General features: G+C 74.9%; 15 protein-coding genes and 1 pseudogene. 5 read left to right on the top strand and 11 right to left on the bottom strand.

Going from position 1 to position 18177, the window contains the following annotated elements; all coding sequences use genetic code 11:
• Nucleotides 1–89 precede the first annotated feature (89 nt).
• Complete coding sequence (locus OJ254_RS25185) at nt 90–587, top strand: rhodanese-like domain-containing protein (protein WP_265364200.1); 498 nt, start codon at nt 90–92, stop codon at nt 585–587.
• A gap of 97 nt (nt 588–684) precedes the next feature.
• On the opposite strand, the gene OJ254_RS25180 is transcribed toward OJ254_RS25185, so the two are convergent.
• From OJ254_RS25180 to pdxR, 4 genes are all read right to left on the bottom strand, one after another.
• A complete protein-coding gene (locus tag OJ254_RS25180) occupies nt 685–2379 on the bottom strand; it encodes a DUF885 domain-containing protein (protein WP_265364199.1) in 1695 nt (564 codons plus the stop codon).
• Nucleotides 2380–2531: 152 nt separating this feature from the next.
• Nucleotides 2532–3929: a GNAT family N-acetyltransferase gene (locus OJ254_RS25175; RefSeq protein WP_265364198.1), complete on the bottom strand. Its 1398-nt coding sequence runs from the start codon at nt 3927–3929 to the stop codon at nt 2532–2534.
• 83 nt (nt 3930–4012) lie between these two features.
• Nucleotides 4013–5638 carry an alkaline phosphatase D family protein gene (locus OJ254_RS25170; RefSeq protein WP_265364197.1) on the bottom strand — a complete coding sequence of 542 codons (1626 nt, stop codon included), beginning with the start codon at nt 5636–5638 and terminating at the stop codon, nt 4013–4015.
• Between the two features lie 269 nt (nt 5639–5907).
• Nucleotides 5908–7395, bottom strand: coding sequence for a MocR-like pyridoxine biosynthesis transcription factor PdxR (pdxR, locus tag OJ254_RS25165; RefSeq protein WP_265364196.1), 1488 nt, complete (start codon nt 7393–7395; stop codon nt 5908–5910).
• Nucleotides 7396–7490: 95 nt separating this feature from the next.
• On the opposite strand from pdxR, the pseudogene OJ254_RS25160 reads away from it, so the two are divergent.
• The 3 genes and pseudogenes from OJ254_RS25160 to OJ254_RS25150 all read left to right on the top strand — a co-directional run.
• Nucleotides 7491–8387: pseudogene (locus OJ254_RS25160) on the top strand (EamA family transporter); the annotation flags it as partial.
• Between the two features lie 54 nt (nt 8388–8441).
• Entirely contained in the window at nt 8442–9326 is an 885-nt protein-coding gene (sigJ, locus tag OJ254_RS25155) for an RNA polymerase sigma factor SigJ (RefSeq protein ID WP_265365296.1), read from the top strand.
• A gap of 236 nt (nt 9327–9562) precedes the next feature.
• Complete coding sequence (locus OJ254_RS25150) at nt 9563–10309, top strand: GntR family transcriptional regulator (protein ID WP_265364195.1); 747 nt, start codon at nt 9563–9565, stop codon at nt 10307–10309.
• A gap of 28 nt (nt 10310–10337) precedes the next feature.
• Here OJ254_RS25150 and OJ254_RS25145 read toward each other — a convergent pair whose 3' ends face one another.
• The 3 genes from OJ254_RS25145 to OJ254_RS25135 all read right to left on the bottom strand — a co-directional run bounded on the left by OJ254_RS25145 (nt 10338) and on the right by OJ254_RS25135 (nt 13505).
• Nucleotides 10338–11495, bottom strand: coding sequence for an ROK family protein (locus OJ254_RS25145; RefSeq protein ID WP_265364194.1), 1158 nt, complete (start codon nt 11493–11495; stop codon nt 10338–10340).
• A 97-nt stretch (nt 11496–11592) separates the two neighbouring features.
• On the bottom strand, nt 11593–12252 hold the full coding sequence (locus tag OJ254_RS25140; protein WP_265364193.1) for a response regulator: 660 nt from the start codon (nt 12250–12252) through the stop codon (nt 11593–11595).
• A gap of 26 nt (nt 12253–12278) precedes the next feature.
• Nucleotides 12279–13505: a sensor histidine kinase gene (locus tag OJ254_RS25135; RefSeq protein ID WP_265364192.1), complete on the bottom strand. Its 1227-nt coding sequence runs from the start codon at nt 13503–13505 to the stop codon at nt 12279–12281.
• A gap of 159 nt (nt 13506–13664) precedes the next feature.
• Between OJ254_RS25135 and OJ254_RS25130 the strand changes: the two genes are divergently transcribed.
• Entirely contained in the window at nt 13665–14120 is a 456-nt protein-coding gene (locus OJ254_RS25130) for a hypothetical protein (RefSeq protein WP_265364191.1), read from the top strand.
• Here OJ254_RS25130 and OJ254_RS25125 read toward each other — a convergent pair.
• The 4 genes from OJ254_RS25125 to mug form a co-directional block, all read right to left on the bottom strand.
• Nucleotides 14114–15130, bottom strand: coding sequence for a TolB-like translocation protein (locus tag OJ254_RS25125; protein ID WP_265364190.1), 1017 nt, complete (start codon nt 15128–15130; stop codon nt 14114–14116). The two genes, OJ254_RS25130 and OJ254_RS25125, sit on opposite strands and share 7 nt — an antisense overlap.
• Nucleotides 15127–16524 (bottom strand): MFS transporter, encoded by a 1398-nt coding sequence (locus tag OJ254_RS25120; protein ID WP_265364189.1) that lies wholly within the window; start codon nt 16522–16524, stop codon nt 15127–15129. Before OJ254_RS25120 ends, OJ254_RS25125 begins: the two co-directional genes overlap by 4 nt.
• 1 nt (nt 16525) lies before the next feature.
• Nucleotides 16526–17353, bottom strand: a complete 828-nt coding sequence (locus OJ254_RS25115; protein WP_265365295.1) for an alkaline phosphatase family protein — start codon at nt 17351–17353, stop codon at nt 16526–16528.
• A gap of 259 nt (nt 17354–17612) precedes the next feature.
• On the bottom strand, nt 17613–18170 hold the full coding sequence (gene mug, locus OJ254_RS25110; protein WP_265364188.1) for a G/U mismatch-specific DNA glycosylase: 558 nt from the start codon (nt 18168–18170) through the stop codon (nt 17613–17615).
• Nucleotides 18171–18177: the final 7 nt, after the last annotated feature.

Below are 18177 nucleotides of genomic sequence, written 5' to 3'. Positions count from 1 at the left end.
CTGTCTAGCAGTGGAATCCCCGGTGCGGCAAGGGTTCTGCCGGGGATCGTCGGTTCTCGGCCGTTGCCGCGGACCATAGATTTACCGCCATGATCACTCAGCAGCCCCGCCCCGCCCGGCAGTCCCCCGCCAGCCCCGTACTCGCCACCCCGCCGGCCGCGCCGCCCGACGCCGCCGCCTACTTCGCCGCGCGGCTCGCCTTCCACACCGACGTCGCCGACGTGCACACCGCCCTGACGGCCGGCGCCACGGACTTCGTCGTGGTCGACTCCCGCAGCACCGCCGCCTGGGACCAGGGCCACATCCCCGGCGCCGTCCACCTGCCCACCGCCCGGATCCCCGCGGACGCGCCGCAGCTGCTCGACCCGGAGGTGCCGGTCGTCGTGCATTGCTGGGGCCCCGGCTGCGACGGCGCCACCCGCGCCGCCCTCGCCCTGGCCCGGCTCGGCTACCGCGTCAAGGAGATGCTCGGCGGCATCGAGTACTGGATCCGCGAGGGCTACCCGACCGAGACCTGGCAGGGCACCCGAACCCGGCCCGCCGACCCGTTGACGGCCCCGGTCGGTGCGGGGGAGTGCGGCTGCTGAGCGGGCCGGGCGAGAGCCGGGCGGCGGGGCCCGGCGGTCCCGTACCGGGTCCGGCAGCTCCCTGCCGGACCCGGCCCCGGTGTACCGCGAACTCCCCTCAGAGCGCCGAGAGTTCGCTCAGCAGGTCGTCCAGGCCCAGGGAGCCCTGGGAGAGGGCGGCCATGTGCCAGGCCTTGAGGTCGAAGTCGGCGCCGTGGCGGGCCCGGGCGGCCTCGCGGCCCTGGAGCCAGATGCGTTCGCCGAGCTTGTAGCCGATCGCCTGGCCGGCCATGCCCTGGTAGCGGATGATCTCGCTCTTGACGAACTCGGCCGGCCGGCTGCAGTGGCTCGCCAGGAACTCGTGCGCCAGTTGCGGCGTCCAGCGCTCGCCCGGGTGGAACGGCGAGTCCGCGGGGATCTCCAGCTCCAGGTGCATGCCGATGTCGATGATGACGCGGATGGCCCGCATCATCTGGGCGTCCAGGTAGCCCAGCCGGCGCTCCGGCGTCGTCAGGAAGCCCAGTTCGTCCATGAGGCGCTCGGCATAGAGCGCCCAGCCCTCGACGTTGGCGCTGACCATGCCCACCGTCGTCTGATAGCGGGAGAGCGTATCGGCGACGTGCGCCCACTGCGCCAGCTGGAGGTGATGGCCGGGCACGCCCTCGTGGTACCAGGTGGAGACCAGGTCGTACGCCGGGAAGCGGGTCTCGCCCATCGTCGGGAGCCAGGTGCGGCCGGGGCGGGAGAAGTCCAGCGACGGCTGGGTGTAGTACGGGGCGGCGGCGCCGCCGGGCGGGGCGATCATGGACTCCACCCGGCGCACCCGCTCGGCGAGTTCGAAGTGCGTGCCGTCCAGGCGGTCGATGGCCTCGTCCATCAGCGACTGCAGCCACTGCCGGGTCTCCTCGACCCCCTCGACCGCCTCGCCGTGCTCGTCGCACCAGGCCAGCGCCTCCCACGGCGTCTTCGCGCCGGGCAGCACCCGCTCCGCCTCGGTCTCCATCTCGGCCAGCAGCCGGTAGAACTCCGACCAGCCGTACGCGTACGCCTCGTCCGCGTCGAGGTCGGTGCCGCTGAAGAAACGGACGAGCCGGATGTAGCGTTCCCGGCCCACCACGTCCGGGGCGCCCTCGATGGCCGGGGCGTAGACGTCGCGGAACCAGTCGCGCAGCTCCACCAGCGCGCCGGTGGCCACCTCGGCGGCCTCGGTCAGCTCGGCGCGCAGCGTCTCGGGGCCGGGCTCGGTGAACTCGGCGAACCAGCTGCGGTCGGTGCCGATCCAGTCGTCCAACTGGCCGATGACCGTGGCGACCTGGAGCGGGCCGGCGGGCAGGTCGCGCTTGCGGCCGGCGTCCAGTGCGGCGCGGTAGCCCTCCAGGGCGGCCGGCAGCGCCCGCAGCCGCTGGGCGATCGCCGCCCAGTCCTCCTCGGTCTCGGCGGGGGTGAGGATGATCGCCTGGCGGGCGTGGTGCAGCGGCGAGCTGAGGTTGCTGACCGCGCGCAGGCCCTCGCCCGCCTCGTGCACCGCCAGCTCGGCGGTGAGCCGCTCGCGCAGCAGCCGCGCGCAGACCTTCTCCGCGGGGTGTTCCGCGCCCGGCCGGGCCTCCGCCTCGGTGAGCCGCTCCAGCGTCGTGCGGGCGAGCTGCGCCAGTGCTTCCTGCCCCGTCGGGGAGAAGTCGGGGAGCTTCGAGGAGCTCTCCCGGATGCCGAGGAAGGTGCCGGTGATGGGGTCCAGTTCGACGAGCGCGTCGACATAGGCGTCGGCGACCTGGCGGGGCAGTGGGTCGCTCGCGGGAGTAGTGGTGTGGGGCATGTGGACCATCCTCGTACGGATCGACCCGCCGCGTCACCATCAACAGCCCATACGTTCCTGTCGCTTTACGGCGTCATTGCCTTCGCGGGGCGCGGTGAGCGGCCGGCCGGGTGGTGCGCGCCACCCGGCCGGACCGCGGGCCGTGGTCCGCCTCAGCGGCGGCCGGTCGCGTCCTGGATGTGCACGGTCTCCCGGGGCTCCCGCCGGGCGGGCAGGCCGGCCGGGCGGGCCGTGATCACCAGCGTGCCCTCCTCGATCTGGTAGTCCAGCGGCAGGCCGAGGCCGCGCATCGCGGCGACCATGCCGGTGTTGGAGGCCTGGGTGATCGCGTACACGCTCTCGCAGCCGGTCTCGGCCGCCATCGTCACCAGCCGGCGCAGCAGCTCGGCGCCGATGCCGCGCTGCTGCCAGGCGTCCTCGACCAGCAGGGCGACCTCGGTCTCGTCGCCGTCCCAGAGCAGATGGCCGAGCGCCACCAGCCGGCCGGACGCGGTCTCCACCGCCAGGGTGCGGCCGAAGCGCGGGCTGAGCAGATGGCCGAGGTAGCGGTCCGCGTCCCCGACCGGGCCGTGGTAGCGCAGTGCGAGGGTCCGTGCCGAGCAGCGGTCGTGCATCTCCCGGGCCGCGGTGAGATCGGAGGTGTCGGCGCGGCGGACGGTGATCTCGTTGCCCTCGGGCAGGGTCAGCACGTCCCGCCGCGGCGGCACCCGCTGGCCGAGCCGGGTGTCCAGCTCGACCAGTGCCCGCACCCGGGCGAACTCGGTGGGGGTGAACGGCAACTGCGGCCTTTCGATCGTGAGCGAACCCCCGGAGGGGTCACGGAACTTCATCACATGGTCCTCCAGCACGCCCTCCGCGGGCACCTGCTCGGCCAGCGGCTGACCGGTCAGCGAGCGGGCGGGCACCGAGTGGATCGTGCAGCGCCCCAGCAACTGCCGCAGCGCCAGCGGGAGTTCGGCGGAATCCAGGGCCGTACGGGTCGCCAGGCCGAGCATCCGGGTCGGTGCGTCGACGAGGTCGTGCGCGTCGGCCCGTTCCAGCCAGCTGTGGGCGCCGCCGGCGTCGGCCACCGTACGGGTGAGCTCCGCCGGCGTCAGCGGGGCCGGCGCGCGCAGCAGGAACTCGTCGACGGTGCCCTCGGACAGCGGGTGGGTCTGCAGGCTGAGGATGTCCACCTCCCGGGCGGCCAGTGCCGTGCACAGCGCGGCCAGGCTGCCCGGAGCGTCGCGGACCGTGGTCCGCATCCGCCACAGCGTCGTTTCCCTGCCGGCGGCTCTGGGGGACGCGCCGGCCGGGGACGGCGCCGTGGCGCCGGTATCGGTCGGCGGCGGGGCGGGGTCGTGGCGCCGTGACCACCAGACGTGGAAGCCCGCCGTGGCGAGCAGGGCCACCGCGGAGGCGCACAGCAGCCCCGGCCCGGACGGTCCGTGCGCGACGGTGTTGGCGACCGCGTCGGCCACCGCGACGGCCGTGAACAGGGCCGCCAGCTCGACGAGCTCCCGCCGCCAGTGGTGCCGGCGGGAGGTTTTGGCAGAGGTTGCTTCAGTCATGCACACAGCCTCGCCGACAGGTGTTGCCTGGTCGCCAACACATTGTGTCCGACGGGTAAAAGACGCAATCGGGGCATTGGTCCCTACTGTCCTACCCGTCCGGGTTGGAGCACCTTGCTGAACAACACGTCCCCGCCCTCCTGACGCAGCCGTACCGTCAGCTCCCCGCTTCCCCCGTCGATGTCGATCTCGCCGAAGTACTGCGGACTCTCCGCCGGAGAGACGTTCGCACGGTCCGGTGCCTTGATGAACGCCTGCTCCGGCCCGAATGTTCCATCAAGCTTCACGGCCTGGAACCCGCCCGCGTTCAGCGGCCCCGACACGAACTCCCAGAACGGCGCGAAGTCCTGGAAGGCCGCCCGCTCCGGCGCGTAGTGCTGCGCCGAGGTGTAGTGCACGTCCGTGGTGATCCACACCGTGCCGGTCACCCGGGCGTGCTTGATGTGCCGCAGCAGCTCCGCCAGCTGCAGCTCCCGCCCCAGCGGAGCCCCCGGATCGCCCTGCGCCACCGCCTCGAAGTTCGTCTTGCCGTCCGGGACGACCAGTCCCAGCGGCATGTCCGAGGCGATCACCTTCCACACCGCACGTGAGCGGGACAGCTCACGCTTGAGCCAGCGCAGCTGCTCCGCCCCGAGGATGCCCTGCGGGTCGTCGGTCTGCCGGTCCGGCGAATTGGCGTTGCGGTAGCGCCGCATGTCCAGCACGAAGACGTCCAGCAGCGGGCCGTGGTGCACCACCCGGTAGACCCGTCCTCCCCCGGCTCCGTCCGAGCGGGAGGCACCCCCGCCGTCCGGCCGCAGCGTACGGATCGGGAAGTACTCGGCGAAGGCCCGCAGCGACCGCGCGGAGAGCACGTCCGTGCGCTTCTCGGTGTACCGGTCGTCGTCGAGCAGTTGCCCCGGGTACCAGTTGTTGTGCACCTCGTGGTCGTCCCACTGCGTGATCGTCGGCACCTGGGCGTTGAACCGGCGGAGGTTCGCATCCAGCAGGTTGTAGCGGAACGCGCCGCGGAACTCCTGCAGCGTCTCGGCGACCTTCGCCTTCTCCTCGGTCGTCACGTTCCGCCAGATCCGGCCGTCCGGCAGCGTCACCCGCTCGGTGATCGGGTTGTCGGCGTAGATGTTGTCGCCGCTGCACAGGAAGAAGTCCGGGTTCCGGCGCCGCATGTCCTCGTAGATGCGGTAGCCGCCGCGGTCCGGGTTGATGCCCCAGCCCTGGCCGGCCAGATCGCCCGACCAGAGGAACCGCACATCGGCGTGGCGCCCCTCGGGAGCGGTGCGGAAGGTGCCGGTCACCGGCTCGCCGGTGCGCCGCGGATCGTCCGGGTCGGCCAGCAGCACCCGGTAGTGGATCTGCTCGCCGGGCGGCAGGCCGTGCAGCGGGGTGACGCCGGTGAAGTCCGTACCCGCGCCGAGCACCGGGCCGTGCCAGGTCCGCGTGGTCTTCGCATCGCGGAACGACTCGGTCGCCGCGGTCTGCACCACCATCCGGGCCGGCCGGTCGGACCGCACCCACACCAGCCCCGAGGACGTCGTCACGTCCCCGACCTGCACGCCCCAGTCGGCACTCGGCCGCCCACCGCGGGCCAGCGCGGGCGCGGCCCCGGCGAACGCGGGCAGCGCCAGCGCCGCGGACCCCACCGCCGCGCCCCGCAGCACCGCGCGCCGCCCCAGCCACCGCCGGATCCCTGCGCCATCTCCAACCTCCATGCCTCGACCGACTCGCTGACGACCTGTTCGTATCGCTGTTCGGTGCCCCGCGGCCGAACTCCCGGTGAACGCGGAGTGGTTCACGGGCGGCCCGCGGGCGCTGCACGCCGGCCCGGCCCACGGGACCGGCCGGGTCCGGGTCATGGTCGCAAGAGGGAGGGGGGATGGCCAGGACCGCGCCGCGACGATGACGCTGCCCGTACGCGCCGCCGCCCGCAGCCTGTACCGGGTCGCCGGGTCGCCGGGGCGCGCTCCGGCGGCCGGGGTGATTACCGGCCGGTGCTCCCGTTCCGGGCGGGGGCCGCTTCCCGTCCCCGCGACCGGTCCCGGCGCAGCGCGCCCAGCAGCCGTACCCCGCGGTCGAGGTCCGACGGGGCCAGGTGGGCGTATCCCAGGACCAGCCGGACCCGCCCGTCACCCGGCGGCGCGGGCGCGCTCCCGTAGGCGGACAGCGCGCGCAGCGCCAGTCCCGCCCGCCGGGCCCGGGCGAGCAGCTCCGCCTCGGGGCCGTACGCCGCGGGCAGCGTGACGATGACGTGCAGTCCGGCGGCGATACCGGTCACCTCGGCGCCCGGACAGTGCGCGGCCAGCGCCGCGGTCAGCGCGTCCCGGCGCTCCCGGTAGGCGCGCTGGCAACGGCGCAGCTGGCGGTCGTAGTCGCCCCGGGCGATGAACTCGGCCAGCAGCGCCTGGTCCAGCACCGGATTGCCCAGATCCATCGTCCGCTTACGGGCCACCACGTCGTCGGCCAGCCACCCGGGCACCACCAGCCAGCCCAGTCGCAGCCCGGGCGCCAGCGACTTGCTCACCGAGCCGGTGTACGCCACCCGGTCCGGATCCAGGCCCTGCAACGCGCCGACCGGAGCCCGGTCGTAGCGGAAGTCGCCGTCGTAGTCGTCCTCGACGAGCAGCCCGCCGGCCGCCCGTGCCCAGCCCAGCAGCTCCGCCCGGCGGGCCGCCGACACGGCCGTCCCGGAGGGGAACTGGTGGGACGGCGTCAGTACCGCGGCCCGCGCCCCGGAAGCCGCCAGCGCCGCCATGACCGGGCCCTCATCGTCCAGCGGCACCGGTACGGACGCCAGCCCGGCGGCGGCGAACAGCTGGGCGTGCTCGGGGCTGCCCGGGTCCTCCACGGCCACCGCCCGGTGCCCGGCCGCGCGCAGCGCGAAGCCCAGCAGCGTCATCGCCTGGGCCACGCCCGAACACACCACCAGCCGCTCCGGATCGGCGGCCACACCGCGCCGCCGGGTCAGCAACTGCGCCAGTTCCCGGCGCAGTTCGGGCAGACCGCGCGGATCCGGGTAGCCCAGGGCACGGTGCGGCAGCCGGTGCAGCGCCCGGCGGTGGGCGGCCGACCAGGCCGCTCGCGGGAACAGTGAGAGGTCGGGGGTGCCGGGGGTGAAGTCGACGAGCGGGGCGCCGGCCGCGCGGGCCACGGCGTTCCTCGGCGGGCGCGCGCCGCGCACCGCACCGCCGACCCAGGTGCCCGCGCCGCGCCGGCTGTGCAGATAGCCCTCGGCGGTCAGCTGCTCGTACGCCTCGGTCACCAGACCGCGCGAGACCCCGAGGTCGGCGGCCAGCTCCCGGCCCGACGGCAGCCGGGTCCCGGCCGCCAGCCGGCCCGAGCGGACCGCCTCGCGCAGCGCCTCCTGGAGCGCGCGGCCGCGCCGCCGCCGGGGCGCGCCGGCCGTCGGCAGCAGCAGCTCCCAGGCGGCGGTCCAACTCCCCTCGCCGGCCCGTCCGTTGTCGTCGGTCATCGCAGGTCCCCCGTTCCGCCGCCGCCAAGTGGTCCCCTACGCAGCCGCCGAAGTGGACCTTAAGACGGTCCGCCGCCCTTCCTAGCGTCCGTCTCATGAACCGGACTCCACTGCACGGCGCGCTCTCCGCCGCCTTCGCCTGCTTCCTGGTGGGCGGCTCCTTCACCGCCAACAGCCTGCTGGGCGACTACCCGTGGGCGGGTGGCCAGGCCCTGCGCTACGGCCTCGCCGCCCTGATTCTGTTCGCCCTAGCCGGCCGCCGGGCCGTCCCACCGCTGCGCGCCCTCACCGGCCGCCAGTGGGGACGCCTCGCCCTGCTCGCCGCCCTCGGCATGCTCGGCTTCAACCTCGCGATCCTGGCGGCCGAACGCACCGCGGAACCGGCCGTGCCGGGGGTGTTCGTCGGCTGCGCCCCGGTGGTCGTCGCCGTGCTCGTGCCCCTCCTGGCCGGGCGCCGGCCGAGCCCGGCCGTGGTACGCGGCGCCCTCCTGGTGGCCGCCGGCGCCTGGGTCGTCCAGGGGTGGGGGCGCACCGACGTGAGGGGCCTGGTCTGGTCGGTGGCCGCGCTGTGCGGGGAGGTGGGCTTCGCCGTACTGGCGGTGCCCGTCCTGCCGCGGCTCGGCCCCCGGCTGCTGTCGGCGGTGGTCAGTGCGCTCGCCGCGGTGGAGGCCACCGTGGTCGGCACGATCACCGGGGGCGCCGGCTGGCTGCGGATGCCGGACGCGGTCGAGGCGGCCGCGCTCGGCTGGCAGACCGTCATCGTCACCGTCATCGGCTTCGTCTGCTGGTACGCCGGCATCCAGCGGATCGGCGCCGAACGCGCCACCCTCTTCTCCGGTCTGATCCCGGTCTTCGCCGCACTCACCGCGCCACTGGCCGGAACCGGCGGATACGGCCCGGCCCAGCTGGGCGGCAGCCTGTTGGTGGGCGCGGGCGTCGTGCTGGGCGCCGGGGTGCGGCCGCGCCTCGCCCGGCGGGGCAGTGGTGTGCCTCGCACCGGGGCGTTTGCGCTGGACAACGGCCGGGCCGGCGGGTGGGATGGGCAGGTGAGAAGCGATACCGCGACCGACGTCTTCGAGGAACACCGGCCCGTTCTGTTCGGCGTGGCCTACCGGATGCTCGGCCGGGTGGCCGATGCCGAGGACGTGGTGCAGGACGCCTGGTTGCGCTGGGCGGGCGTGGAGCGCGCCGAGGTCCGCGAGCCACGCGCCTTCCTCATACGGATCACCACCCGGCTGGCCATCGACCGGCTGCGCCAGGTCCAGTCGCGGCGCGAGGCCTATGTGGGGCCCTGGTTGCCCGAGCCGCTGGCGACGGACGCCGCCGGGAGCCCGCCGGACGGCGCGGAGCGGGCGGTGTTCGCCGAGACCGTGACCCTCGCGGTGCTCGTCGTCATGGAGTCGCTCTCCCCTCTGGAACGCGCGGTGTTCGTCCTGCGCGAGGCGTTCGGCTACCCCTACGCGGAGATCGGCGTGGTCCTCGACCGCAGCGAGGCCGCGGTGCGCCAACTGGCGGGCCGGGCCCGGCGCCACGTCGAGGAGGGCAGCCCGCGCTACGAGGTGGATCCGGAGCAGCAGCGCGATCTGACCGAGCGGTTCCTGGCCGCGGCGGCCGGTGACGACCTGGCAGGGCTGCTGAGCCTGCTGGCGGCGGACGCCCGGCTGGTCGGCGACAGCGGCGGCAAGGCCAAGGCGCCGTTGCGGATCATCGAGTCCGCCGACAAGGTCGCCCGCTTCCTCCTCGGCGTCGCCAAGTCCATGCCGGCCGGGCTGGAGTTCAGCCTGTGCGCGCTCAACGGCGGGCTCGCCGTGCTGGCGCACCAGGCCGGCGTACCGGACACGGTCATCCAGCTCGGCGTCCAGGACGGCCGGATCCGGACCGTCTACATCGTGCGCAACCCGGACAAGCTCGGGGCACTGGCCACGCAGTGAGCCGGGGCCCGCGGACCGGGCCTCCCGGGGCGTCCTCGTCGCGCGGCGCTTCGTCGATCGGTGACGGGATTGGTCTTGACCAAGGGTGGGGGCGGCCATATCGTCGGGATACTGCAACAACCTTTAATAAAGAAGCGCTCATAAAGGGTGCGCGAACGGGCCGTCCTGCACGGCCCGGCGCGGGCCCGGATCCAGGGGGCGCTGCCCCGCGGGCAGCCGCCAGTGCGGAGGACAGGGTGGGGACCACGCAACTCGACACGGTGCCGGAGCCGAAGTACTGGCACCTCAAGACCGTGCTCAGCGAGGCGCTGGACTCGGAGTTCGCGGTCGGTGAGGTGCTGCCCAACGAGCGTGAGCTGGCGGCCCGGTTCGGGGTCGCCCGGGCCACGCTCCGGCAGGCGCTCGAACAGCTGGAGCTGGAGGGCCGGCTCCAGCGCCGCCGCGGCGTCGGCACCACCGTCGCCCCACCGCGCGCCGACGTCGCCGTCGACCCCGTCCGGCACACCTGGCCCGGCGCCCCCGGTGACGACTGGCAGCCGGTCGACGCCGCCGAGAGCGACACGGTCCCGGCCGAGGTGGCGCGGCTGCTGGAGACCGCCCCCGGCGAGCTGGTCCACGTCGTGCGCCGCAGCCGGGTCACCGACGGCCGCCCGGTCGCCGCCGAGCTGCTGTACGTACCGGCGGCCGTGGTCCCCGGATACGACGCGGCGGCCGCGCTCAGCGCCCCCGGCCGCGCCCGTGCCGTGCTGCGCGCACTCCACGAGCGCGAGCTGGAGGGCCAGGACCGCACGGTGGAGCTGGGCTCCGCCCGGGCCGAGGACGCCAAGCAGCTCGACCGCCTTCCGGGCGCGCCCGTCCTGGTCGTCACGACCCGCTATGTCTCCGCCGGGCGCCCGACCGCGGTCGCGGTGTCCACGTACCGCGCGGACACCTGCCGGCTGACGTTCGGCGAGCGCGACGCGGTGGCCCTGCTCGCGGGCTGACCCTGCGCCACGGGGAAGGGGTGACGGCTCACCGACGGGCCGTCACGGTCCCCTCCACCGCGAAGAGTTCCCCCTCGACGTGGTCGAGCGCCAGCCGCAGCGCGCCGGTCGCCACCGCCGCCTCGCCCAGCTGGGACAGCACGACCCGCGGCGGCCGCAGGCAATAGCGCGCCAACTCGCCGCGCAGCGGCTCCAGTACGCCGGCCAGCCCGGTCGCCCAGCCGCCGATCACCACCAGCTCCGGATCGAGCGCCAGCACCAGCGCGGCGACGTCGTGCACCAGCCGCCGGATGAACCGGTCCACCGCGTCCCGGGCCCGCGCATCGCCCCGCCCGGCCGCCGCGAAAACCGCCGCGACCTGCGCCTCGTCCAGCGGATGCAGCGGCTTCCCGGTCGTCGACAGCAGCGTCTCCGGGGTCGCCTCCCGCCCGAGCAGATGCAGCGCGCCGATCTCCCCGGCCGCGCCGCCGAACCCCCGGTGCAGCCGCCCGCCGATCAGCGCACCGGCACCCGGGCTGAGCCCCGCCAGCACGAAGACGAGGTCGTCCGAGCCGGTCGCCGCGCCCTGCCAGTGCTCGGCCACCGCCGCCGCGTTGGCGTCGTTCTCGACCAGCACCGGACAGCGGAACGACCGCCGCAGCCGGTCACCCAGCGGCAGCCCCGTCCAGCCGGGCAGCGCGGTGCCCAGCCGTACCGTGCCGTCCGCCTCCACGATGCCCGGGCTGGCCACGCCGACGGCCCGCAGGCTGCGGCGCGGCACGCCGGTGCGCCGCAGCAGATCCGCCACCACGGCCCGCACCCGGTCCAGCCGCTCATCGGCCGGCGCGCCCTCCTCGACGGTGCGCTGCACGGCGTCCAGCGTCCGGCCGCTCAGATCCGACAGCAGTGCCACGATGCGGTGCGGCCCGATCTCGATGCCCAGCAGATGGCCGGCCTCGGTACGGAACCGGAAGCGGCGGGCCGGGCGGCCCTGGCGGCGCGCCTCGCCCTCCTCGGCGGGCACCTCGACGACCAGGCCGCTCTCGATGAGCCCCTCGACGACGCCCTCGACCGTGGGCCGCGACAGGCCCGTCACCTGGACGAGATGGGTGAGCGTGGCGGCGTCCGCGGCGCGCAGTGCGTCCAGCACCACCGCGGAGTTGATCCGTCGCAGCAGCGAGGGGTCCCCGCCGGTGAGCCGCCCCAACGTCCCTCTCCCTAGCTTTCCGTGTGTGGCGGATCGTAGCCGGTCAGACGGTGTGCGGCGAGCCCCGCCCGGGGCCGCGGCAGATGCCGGGCCCCGCTCACCCGACCGTCCCCGGCGTCACGAACCCGGACTCGTAGGCGGCGATCACGGCCTGGGTGCGGTCCCGGGCGCCCAGCTTCGCCAGCACCGCGCTGACGTGCGTCTTGACCGTCTCGGCCCCCACCACCAGCTCCGTGGCGATCTCGGCGTTCGACAGCCCGCGGCACATCAGCCGCAGTACCTCGCGCTCCCGGCCGGTCAGCGCGGCCCGCTCGAAATCCGCCCGGGCCCGGTCGTTGCGCCGGTCCGCGGCCATGGCCCGCAGCGACGCCGGGAGCAGCAGCGAGGAGCCCTCCGCGACCAGCCGCACCGCGTGCACGATCTCGGCCGGCCGGGACCGCTTGAGCAGAAAACCGTCCGCGCCCGCGCGCAGCGCCTCGTAGACGTACTCGTCCGCCTCGAAGGTGGTGACGACGAGGATCCGCGGCGGGTCGGTGACCGTCCGGAGCACTGCGCGGGTCGCCTCGATCCCGTCCAGCAGCGGCATCCGTACGTCCATGGCGACCACGTCCGGCCGCAGTTGGCGCACCAGCGGGACCACGGCGGCCCCGTCACCCGCCTCCCCTGTCACCTCGATGTCGGGCTGGGCCTCCAGAATGGCGCGCAGCCCGGCGCGCACCAGCGGCTCGTCGTCGACCAGGAGTACGGATATCGGCACGGGACCACCCTAGGCGGCGGCGCCGGTCAGGCGGGCAGCGGCAGGCGGACGCTCACCCGCCAGGTGCCGTCCGCCGGGCCGGTGCGGGCCTCGCCGCCGAGCAGTGTGGCGCGTTCGCGGATGCCGCGCAGGCCGCGGCCGCCGCTGCCGGGGCCCGCGGGGGCGGCGGGCAGCGGATTGCGGACGTCCAGTTCCAGCACGCCGCCGTCGGCCGCGATCCGTACGGACACCGGCACCGGGCCCGCGTGCCGCAGCACGTTCGTCAGGGCCTCCTGCACCATGCGGTACCCCTCCCGGGAGACCGGCCCGGGCAGGTCCGCCAGCGGGCCGCTGAGCTCGGCGCTGACCGTGGAGCCGGCGGCCCGGGCGGACTCCAGCAGCCGCTCGGCCTCGGTGAGCAGGGGCCGGTCGGCCGGCCGCGGCGCGTCCTCGCGCAGCAGCCGCAGGGCCCGCTCCAGATCACCCAGCGCCTGCCGCCCGGTCTCCTCGATGGCGGCCAGCGCGCGGTCGGTGAACTCCGGCGCACCGGCGGCGCGGGCCGCCCCCGCCTGCACCACGGTCATGGTCAGCGCGTGCCCGATCGAGTCGTGCAGCTCCTGGGCCAGCCGGTTGTGCGCCAGCATCCGCTCCGTACGGGCCTCCAGGACGGCCAGCCGTTCGGCCGCCGAGGGGCCGAGCAACAGCCGCGCGGCACGGGCCATCAGGGACCCCGCGCCCAGGACGACGGCCAGCAGCAGCACGAGGGGGAGCGGCACGAGCAGCCCGTACCACCAGTGGGGCGCCCCGATGGCCGGCAGGCCGCTCAGGTGGCTGGGCCGGCCGGCCGCCGCCATGCCGAACGCGACTGCCAGCGCGGGCAGTTGGACGGTTAGGGCGGTCACCGCGACGCCCGTCTCCAGTCGTAGCAGCAGCCATCCGGCGGTACGGGCGCGATCGCACCAGCGGGCCGACGGGGTGGTGGCGATACCGGACGCGGCCCGCTGCTCGGGGCCGTGCGGGCCGGGCGTCAGCAGCAGCTGGGCCTGCAGCCCCTCGACCCGCCGGACCACCGGCACCAGCGCGGCCGCGAGGACCAGCGGGACCGGCAGCATCGCGAGCCGCAGCCAGGTCTCCCAGCCGCCCGTCCGGAACGTCCCCCCGTACAGGAACCCGGTCAGCCCCCCGGCGACCGTGGCCATGAGCAGGTGCAGCCAGCGGGTGTAGGTGACGGGCCGGCCGAGCCGGCGGACGACGGAGGCGAGCGAGGCGGTCACGCCGTCATCGTGCCAGCGCGTGACCGGGCGTCGCCTCCCCCGGTGGGGGAAAACCTCCCCCGGCGCAGGGGAGGCCGACCGCGGAGGTCAGGGGCCGGTGCGGACCTGGCGGCACCGGCAGCACGGCCAATTGTCAGACCCCCGCGCTTTACTGACGGTATGAAGCTTGATGAGCAGCTGACGACCATCGACCGGCTGCGCCTGCGGGAGTTCCCGGCGCAGCGGGTCCGCTCCGCGCCGGCCGAGAGCGGGCCGGGCTTCCACATAGCGGATCTGCGGGTCAGCCAGGATTTCTGGGACGCGGATCTCGCCGAGCTGGCGGAGGCCGAGGAGGAGTTCGAGGCCGCGCTGACCGCCCTGGTGCGGGCACTGTCCTTACGGTGGGGCGAGCCCCACGTGCTGGACCTGGCGGACGCGTTGGAGCGTACGGCGCAGGGGCTGCCGGTGCGGCCACCGCTGGACACCCTGTGTGGTTTCGTGCCGCGGATGTACGGCTGGCGGGTGGCCGGCCGGTGGATAGGCGTGGGTGTCGGACAGGGCGACCGGGAGCTGCCGTTGCAGCTGCTGGTGGCGGTGGGGGAGGAGGAGGTGGCGCCGGTGGCCGGCGGTCAGTGAGGGAAGGCCGGGGCGAGCGCGGCGGTGGCGAGCCGGTGCGGGGTGCCCGAGCCGTCGGCGGGGACGGTCCACAGATCGGCGCCGTAGTCGCCCGGCAGCGCGTAGACCAGGGTGTGCCGGTCCCGCCAGACCGCCTGGTCGTCGATGGTGCGGTGCTCGCCGGTCGCGGTCTCGCGCAGCGTGCGCAGATCGAGCACGTACAGCCGCCAGGGGGCGTCCGGATCCGCGTCGGCGACCCGCTTCTTGTAGGCGATGCGGGTGCCGTCGGGCGACAGCGAGGGGCATTCGACGTTGGTGTGCAGCGCGCGCAGGGTGCGGGCGGTGCGGTCACCGCGGACGAGGTAGGTCTTCCCGCCGGTGGCGGCGGTGGCGTAGAAGTGGTCGTCGTCGGCGAAGGTGACGCCCCAGACGTTGGTGTCGGCCGCGTGCACCCGGTGTCCGCCGACGGTCAGCGCGTAGGTCTCCAGGTTGGCGTCCAGATGCCCGGTGCGGGTGTCGAGGATCGAGGTCCGGGTGGAGAAGGCGGTGCCCGCGTAGGAGTCGCCGCTGACGAAGACGGTCCAGGCGACGGTGCGGCCGCCGGGGGAGACCCGGGCGCGGGTCGGGGTGCCGGCCAGGTCGTAGTGGCGCCGCTCGTGCAGCCGGTCGTCGAGGACCACCGCCCGGTAGGTGTCGCGGAGTTCGCCGTGCACGGCCTGGAGGCAGATACCGGTGCCGGCGGCCGCGTGGAAGCGCAGGCAGCGGACGCCGGAGGCGGTGCGCGGGCCGGAGAGCCGGCCGGCCGGTACTGCGGTGATCTCGTCGCGGTGCGGGCCCCAGGCCATGTTGCGGAAGAACGCGCGGTGCGGATCGCTCAACCGCACCGCACCGGAGGTGACCGCCGGCCCGCCGGTCTGGGGACGGTCCTGCTCGGCGGCCCGGCCCGCGGCGTGCAGGGTGGCGCCGACCGCGATCCCGCCGAGGAGCAGCACGGTGCCGAGCAGGACCAGGAGGCGGGCGGTGCGGTTCACGTGGCGGGCTCCGAGGGTGTGGGGGCGTCGGTCCGGGGCGGGAGGGCGCCGGCCGCCGGGGTGGGGCGCAGCAGCCGGGCGCTGAGTGCGGCGGCGAGCGCCAGACCCGCCGCGGCGAGGGCGAGCGCCCAGCGGTCGCCCCAGGCGGTCCAGGCCGCGCCGAAGGCCAGCGAGCAGCCGAAGCGGGCCGCGGCCTGGCCGGTCTGCACGACCGCCAGCCCGCTGCCGCGCAAGGTGTCCGGCACCGCGTCGGCGGTGGCCGCGGCGAGCACACCGTCGGTGGACGCGTAGAAACCGCCGTGCAGGAGGAGGACCAGGCAGGTCGGCGCCGGCGAGGCGGGGAGCGGGGCGAGCAGCAGCCCGTAGGCGGCCAGCAGCGCGAGATGGCCGAGCAGGAACAGCCGGCGGCGGCCCCACCGGTCCGCGACCGCGCCCAGCGGCACGGCCAGCAGCAGGAAGGCCGCGGCGGTGCCGAGCGGCAGCAGTGGGAACCAGGCCTCGGACAGCCCGAGGCGGCGCTGGAGGGTGAGGTAGAGGAAGGAGTCGCTGACCGTGGTCAGACCGAGCAGCACGGCGCAGCAGGTCAGCCGGCGCAACGCGGGCAGACGCAGCAACGGCCGCAGCGGCGGGGCGGACGCCGGGCCGCGCGACGGATGCGAGCCGCTCGCCCGCGACGGGCGCGAGCCGTGCGCCGGGGAAGGGAGCCCAGCGGCGGCCTCGGCGGCCTCGGCGGCGCCCGGTGCGGGGGACCGGATCCGGCCGGGGACGAAGAGCAGCAGCACGGCCACGCCGAGCGCGGCCACACAGCCGCTGACCGTGAACACCGCGTCGTACCCGCCGGCCGCGGCGCGCAGCACCAGGAAGGCGACCAGCGGGCCGAGCAGCGCGCCCGCGGTGTCCATCGCCCGGTGCACGCCGAACGCCCGGCCGCGGACCGCCGGTTCACTGGCGAGCGAGATCATCGCGTCACGAGGCGCGGTGCGCAGTCCCTTGCCGGTGCGGTCGGCGGCCAGCACGGCACCGATCAGCGGCAGGGTGTGCACGAGCAGCAACAGCGGTTTGCACAGGGCCGAGAGGCCGTATCCGACCACCGCGACGCCTTTGTGGCCGCGGCCCCCGCCGCGGTCCGAGACCCGCCCGCCGACCAGCCGGACGAGCGCGCTGACGCCGTTGTACACCCCGTCCAGCAGCCCGAACCCGAGGGGGGACAGGCCGAGTTCGGCGACGAGGTACAGCGGCAGCACGGCGGTGACCATCTCCGAGGAGACGTCGGTGATCAGGCTGACGGTGCCCAGGACGAGGACGGTGGCGGGGACCGCGGCCCGGACCGGCCGGCCCGGGCGTGTGCCCGGGCCGGCCGTCGTGGGGGTGGCGCGGCTGTCCGTGAGGTACACGTCAGCTCGCCCAGACGCCGGTGATGTCCTTGGCGTCGGCGGCCTTCCCGGCGTGCGAGGTGCCGTACATGTCCTCGAGGGTGCGCAGCACGTCGTAGTGGTTGTAGGTGGTGCCCGAGGTGGAGCCGGGCTGCACCGGCTGGCCGTAGAGGACGGTCGGGATGCGGTTCCCGCTGAGGCGGTTGTCCTCGTCGAAGGTGAGCAGCAGCAGGCTGTTGTGGGTCTTGGCCCAGTCCGCGTAGCTCTTGAGGTGGTTCTTCAGCCAGGTGTCGCCGGTGGAGACCGAGCAGTCGTGCATGTCGCCGCACAGGTTCGGCACGACGAACGACACGGTCGGCAGCGTGCTGAAGTCCGTGGGGAACGCGTCGAAGGTGTGCGCCGTGTTCGTGGGCACGTTGCCGAAGCCGAACCACGGGTTGTGCTTCTGCGCGTACTTGCCGCTCCGGCAGGTGGTGGAGCCCTCGGACGGCAGCGACTCGTTGTAGCTCGCCCAGGTCTTGCCGGCCGCGGTCACCTCGGAGGCGAGGTTGGGCGCGGAGCTGAAACCGGGGGTGACGCAGCTGTCGTCGGTGATGCCCTGGGTGTCGCCGGAGAACATCGCGTAGTAGTTGGGCTGGCTGGGGTGGGTCTCGGCGTACGAGGCGGTGAGGCTGGCGCCGCCGGAGGCCAGGGAGTTGATGTACGGGGCGCTGGAGCTGCCCAGCACCTGGTTGTAGGCGTGGTTCTCGAAGACCACCACGACCACGTGGTCGGGGCTGGGCACCCCGGCCGCGGTGGCCTCGGCGCCGAAGCCGTCGCCCGCCCAGACGCCGAGTCCGGCGGCGGCCAGGCCGAACGCCCCGGCGAGCGCGGTGAGCTTGTGGCGGCGCGAGCGGCGGCCGCGGTGGTCCGCCGGGGACGCCGCGGCGGAGGGCGGAGCGGAGGACGAGGGGGACGGAGTGGGCACGACTGCCTCCGTACGGAAGAGTGGGGGCGTGCACGGGCGGCGACAGAGTAGAGCCACCAAGGTGACATGTACACGCCTTCAAGATGACGGTTGGCCGAACGCCCGCCGTCCGCACGCCCCACGGTCCCGGGAGGGCGGCCCGCTACCCGTCCCCGTCCTCCGCGAATGCCGCCGCGCGCAGCCGCCCGTACTCCTCCGCCATCGTCGCCGGCGTCCAATGGGCGTTCAGCCCACTGGGGTTGGGCAGCGCCCAGATCCTGGTGTCCCCCAGCGTGCGCGGCTGCGGCCCGACCGTCGCCCGCTTGTCGTCGAAGGCGACGCGGTAGGCGGTGACCCCGGCGACGGCGAGCCAGCGCGGCCGGAGCCGGGCGACCTTCTCCGCCAGCAGCCGGCCGCCCTCGCGGAACTCCTCCGTGGTCAGCTCGTCCGCCCGGGCGGTCGCCCGCGCGACGACATTGGTGATCCCGACCCCGTGCGCGAGCAGCTCCTCCTGCTCCTCGGGGCGCAGCCGCCGCGGTGTGAAGCCGGCGGCGTGCAGCACCGGCCAGAACCGGTTGCCGGGCCGGGCGAAGTGGTGGCCGGTGGCCGCCGACATCAGCCCGGGGTTGATCCCGCAGAAGAGGACCCGCAGACCGCTCGCCGCCACGTCCGGGACGAGGCGGTCACGAGCGGCCTGCAGTTCCTCCGGGGTGAAGCGCACCTCAGGG

Origin of the sequence: Streptomyces endophytica (assembly GCF_026153355.1) — a bacterium.
GTDB lineage: Bacteria > Actinomycetota > Actinomycetes > Streptomycetales > Streptomycetaceae > Streptomyces > Streptomyces endophytica.
The sequence above is the reverse complement of the archived record's forward strand: the minus strand, read 5'-3'. Positions and strand labels throughout refer to the sequence as shown.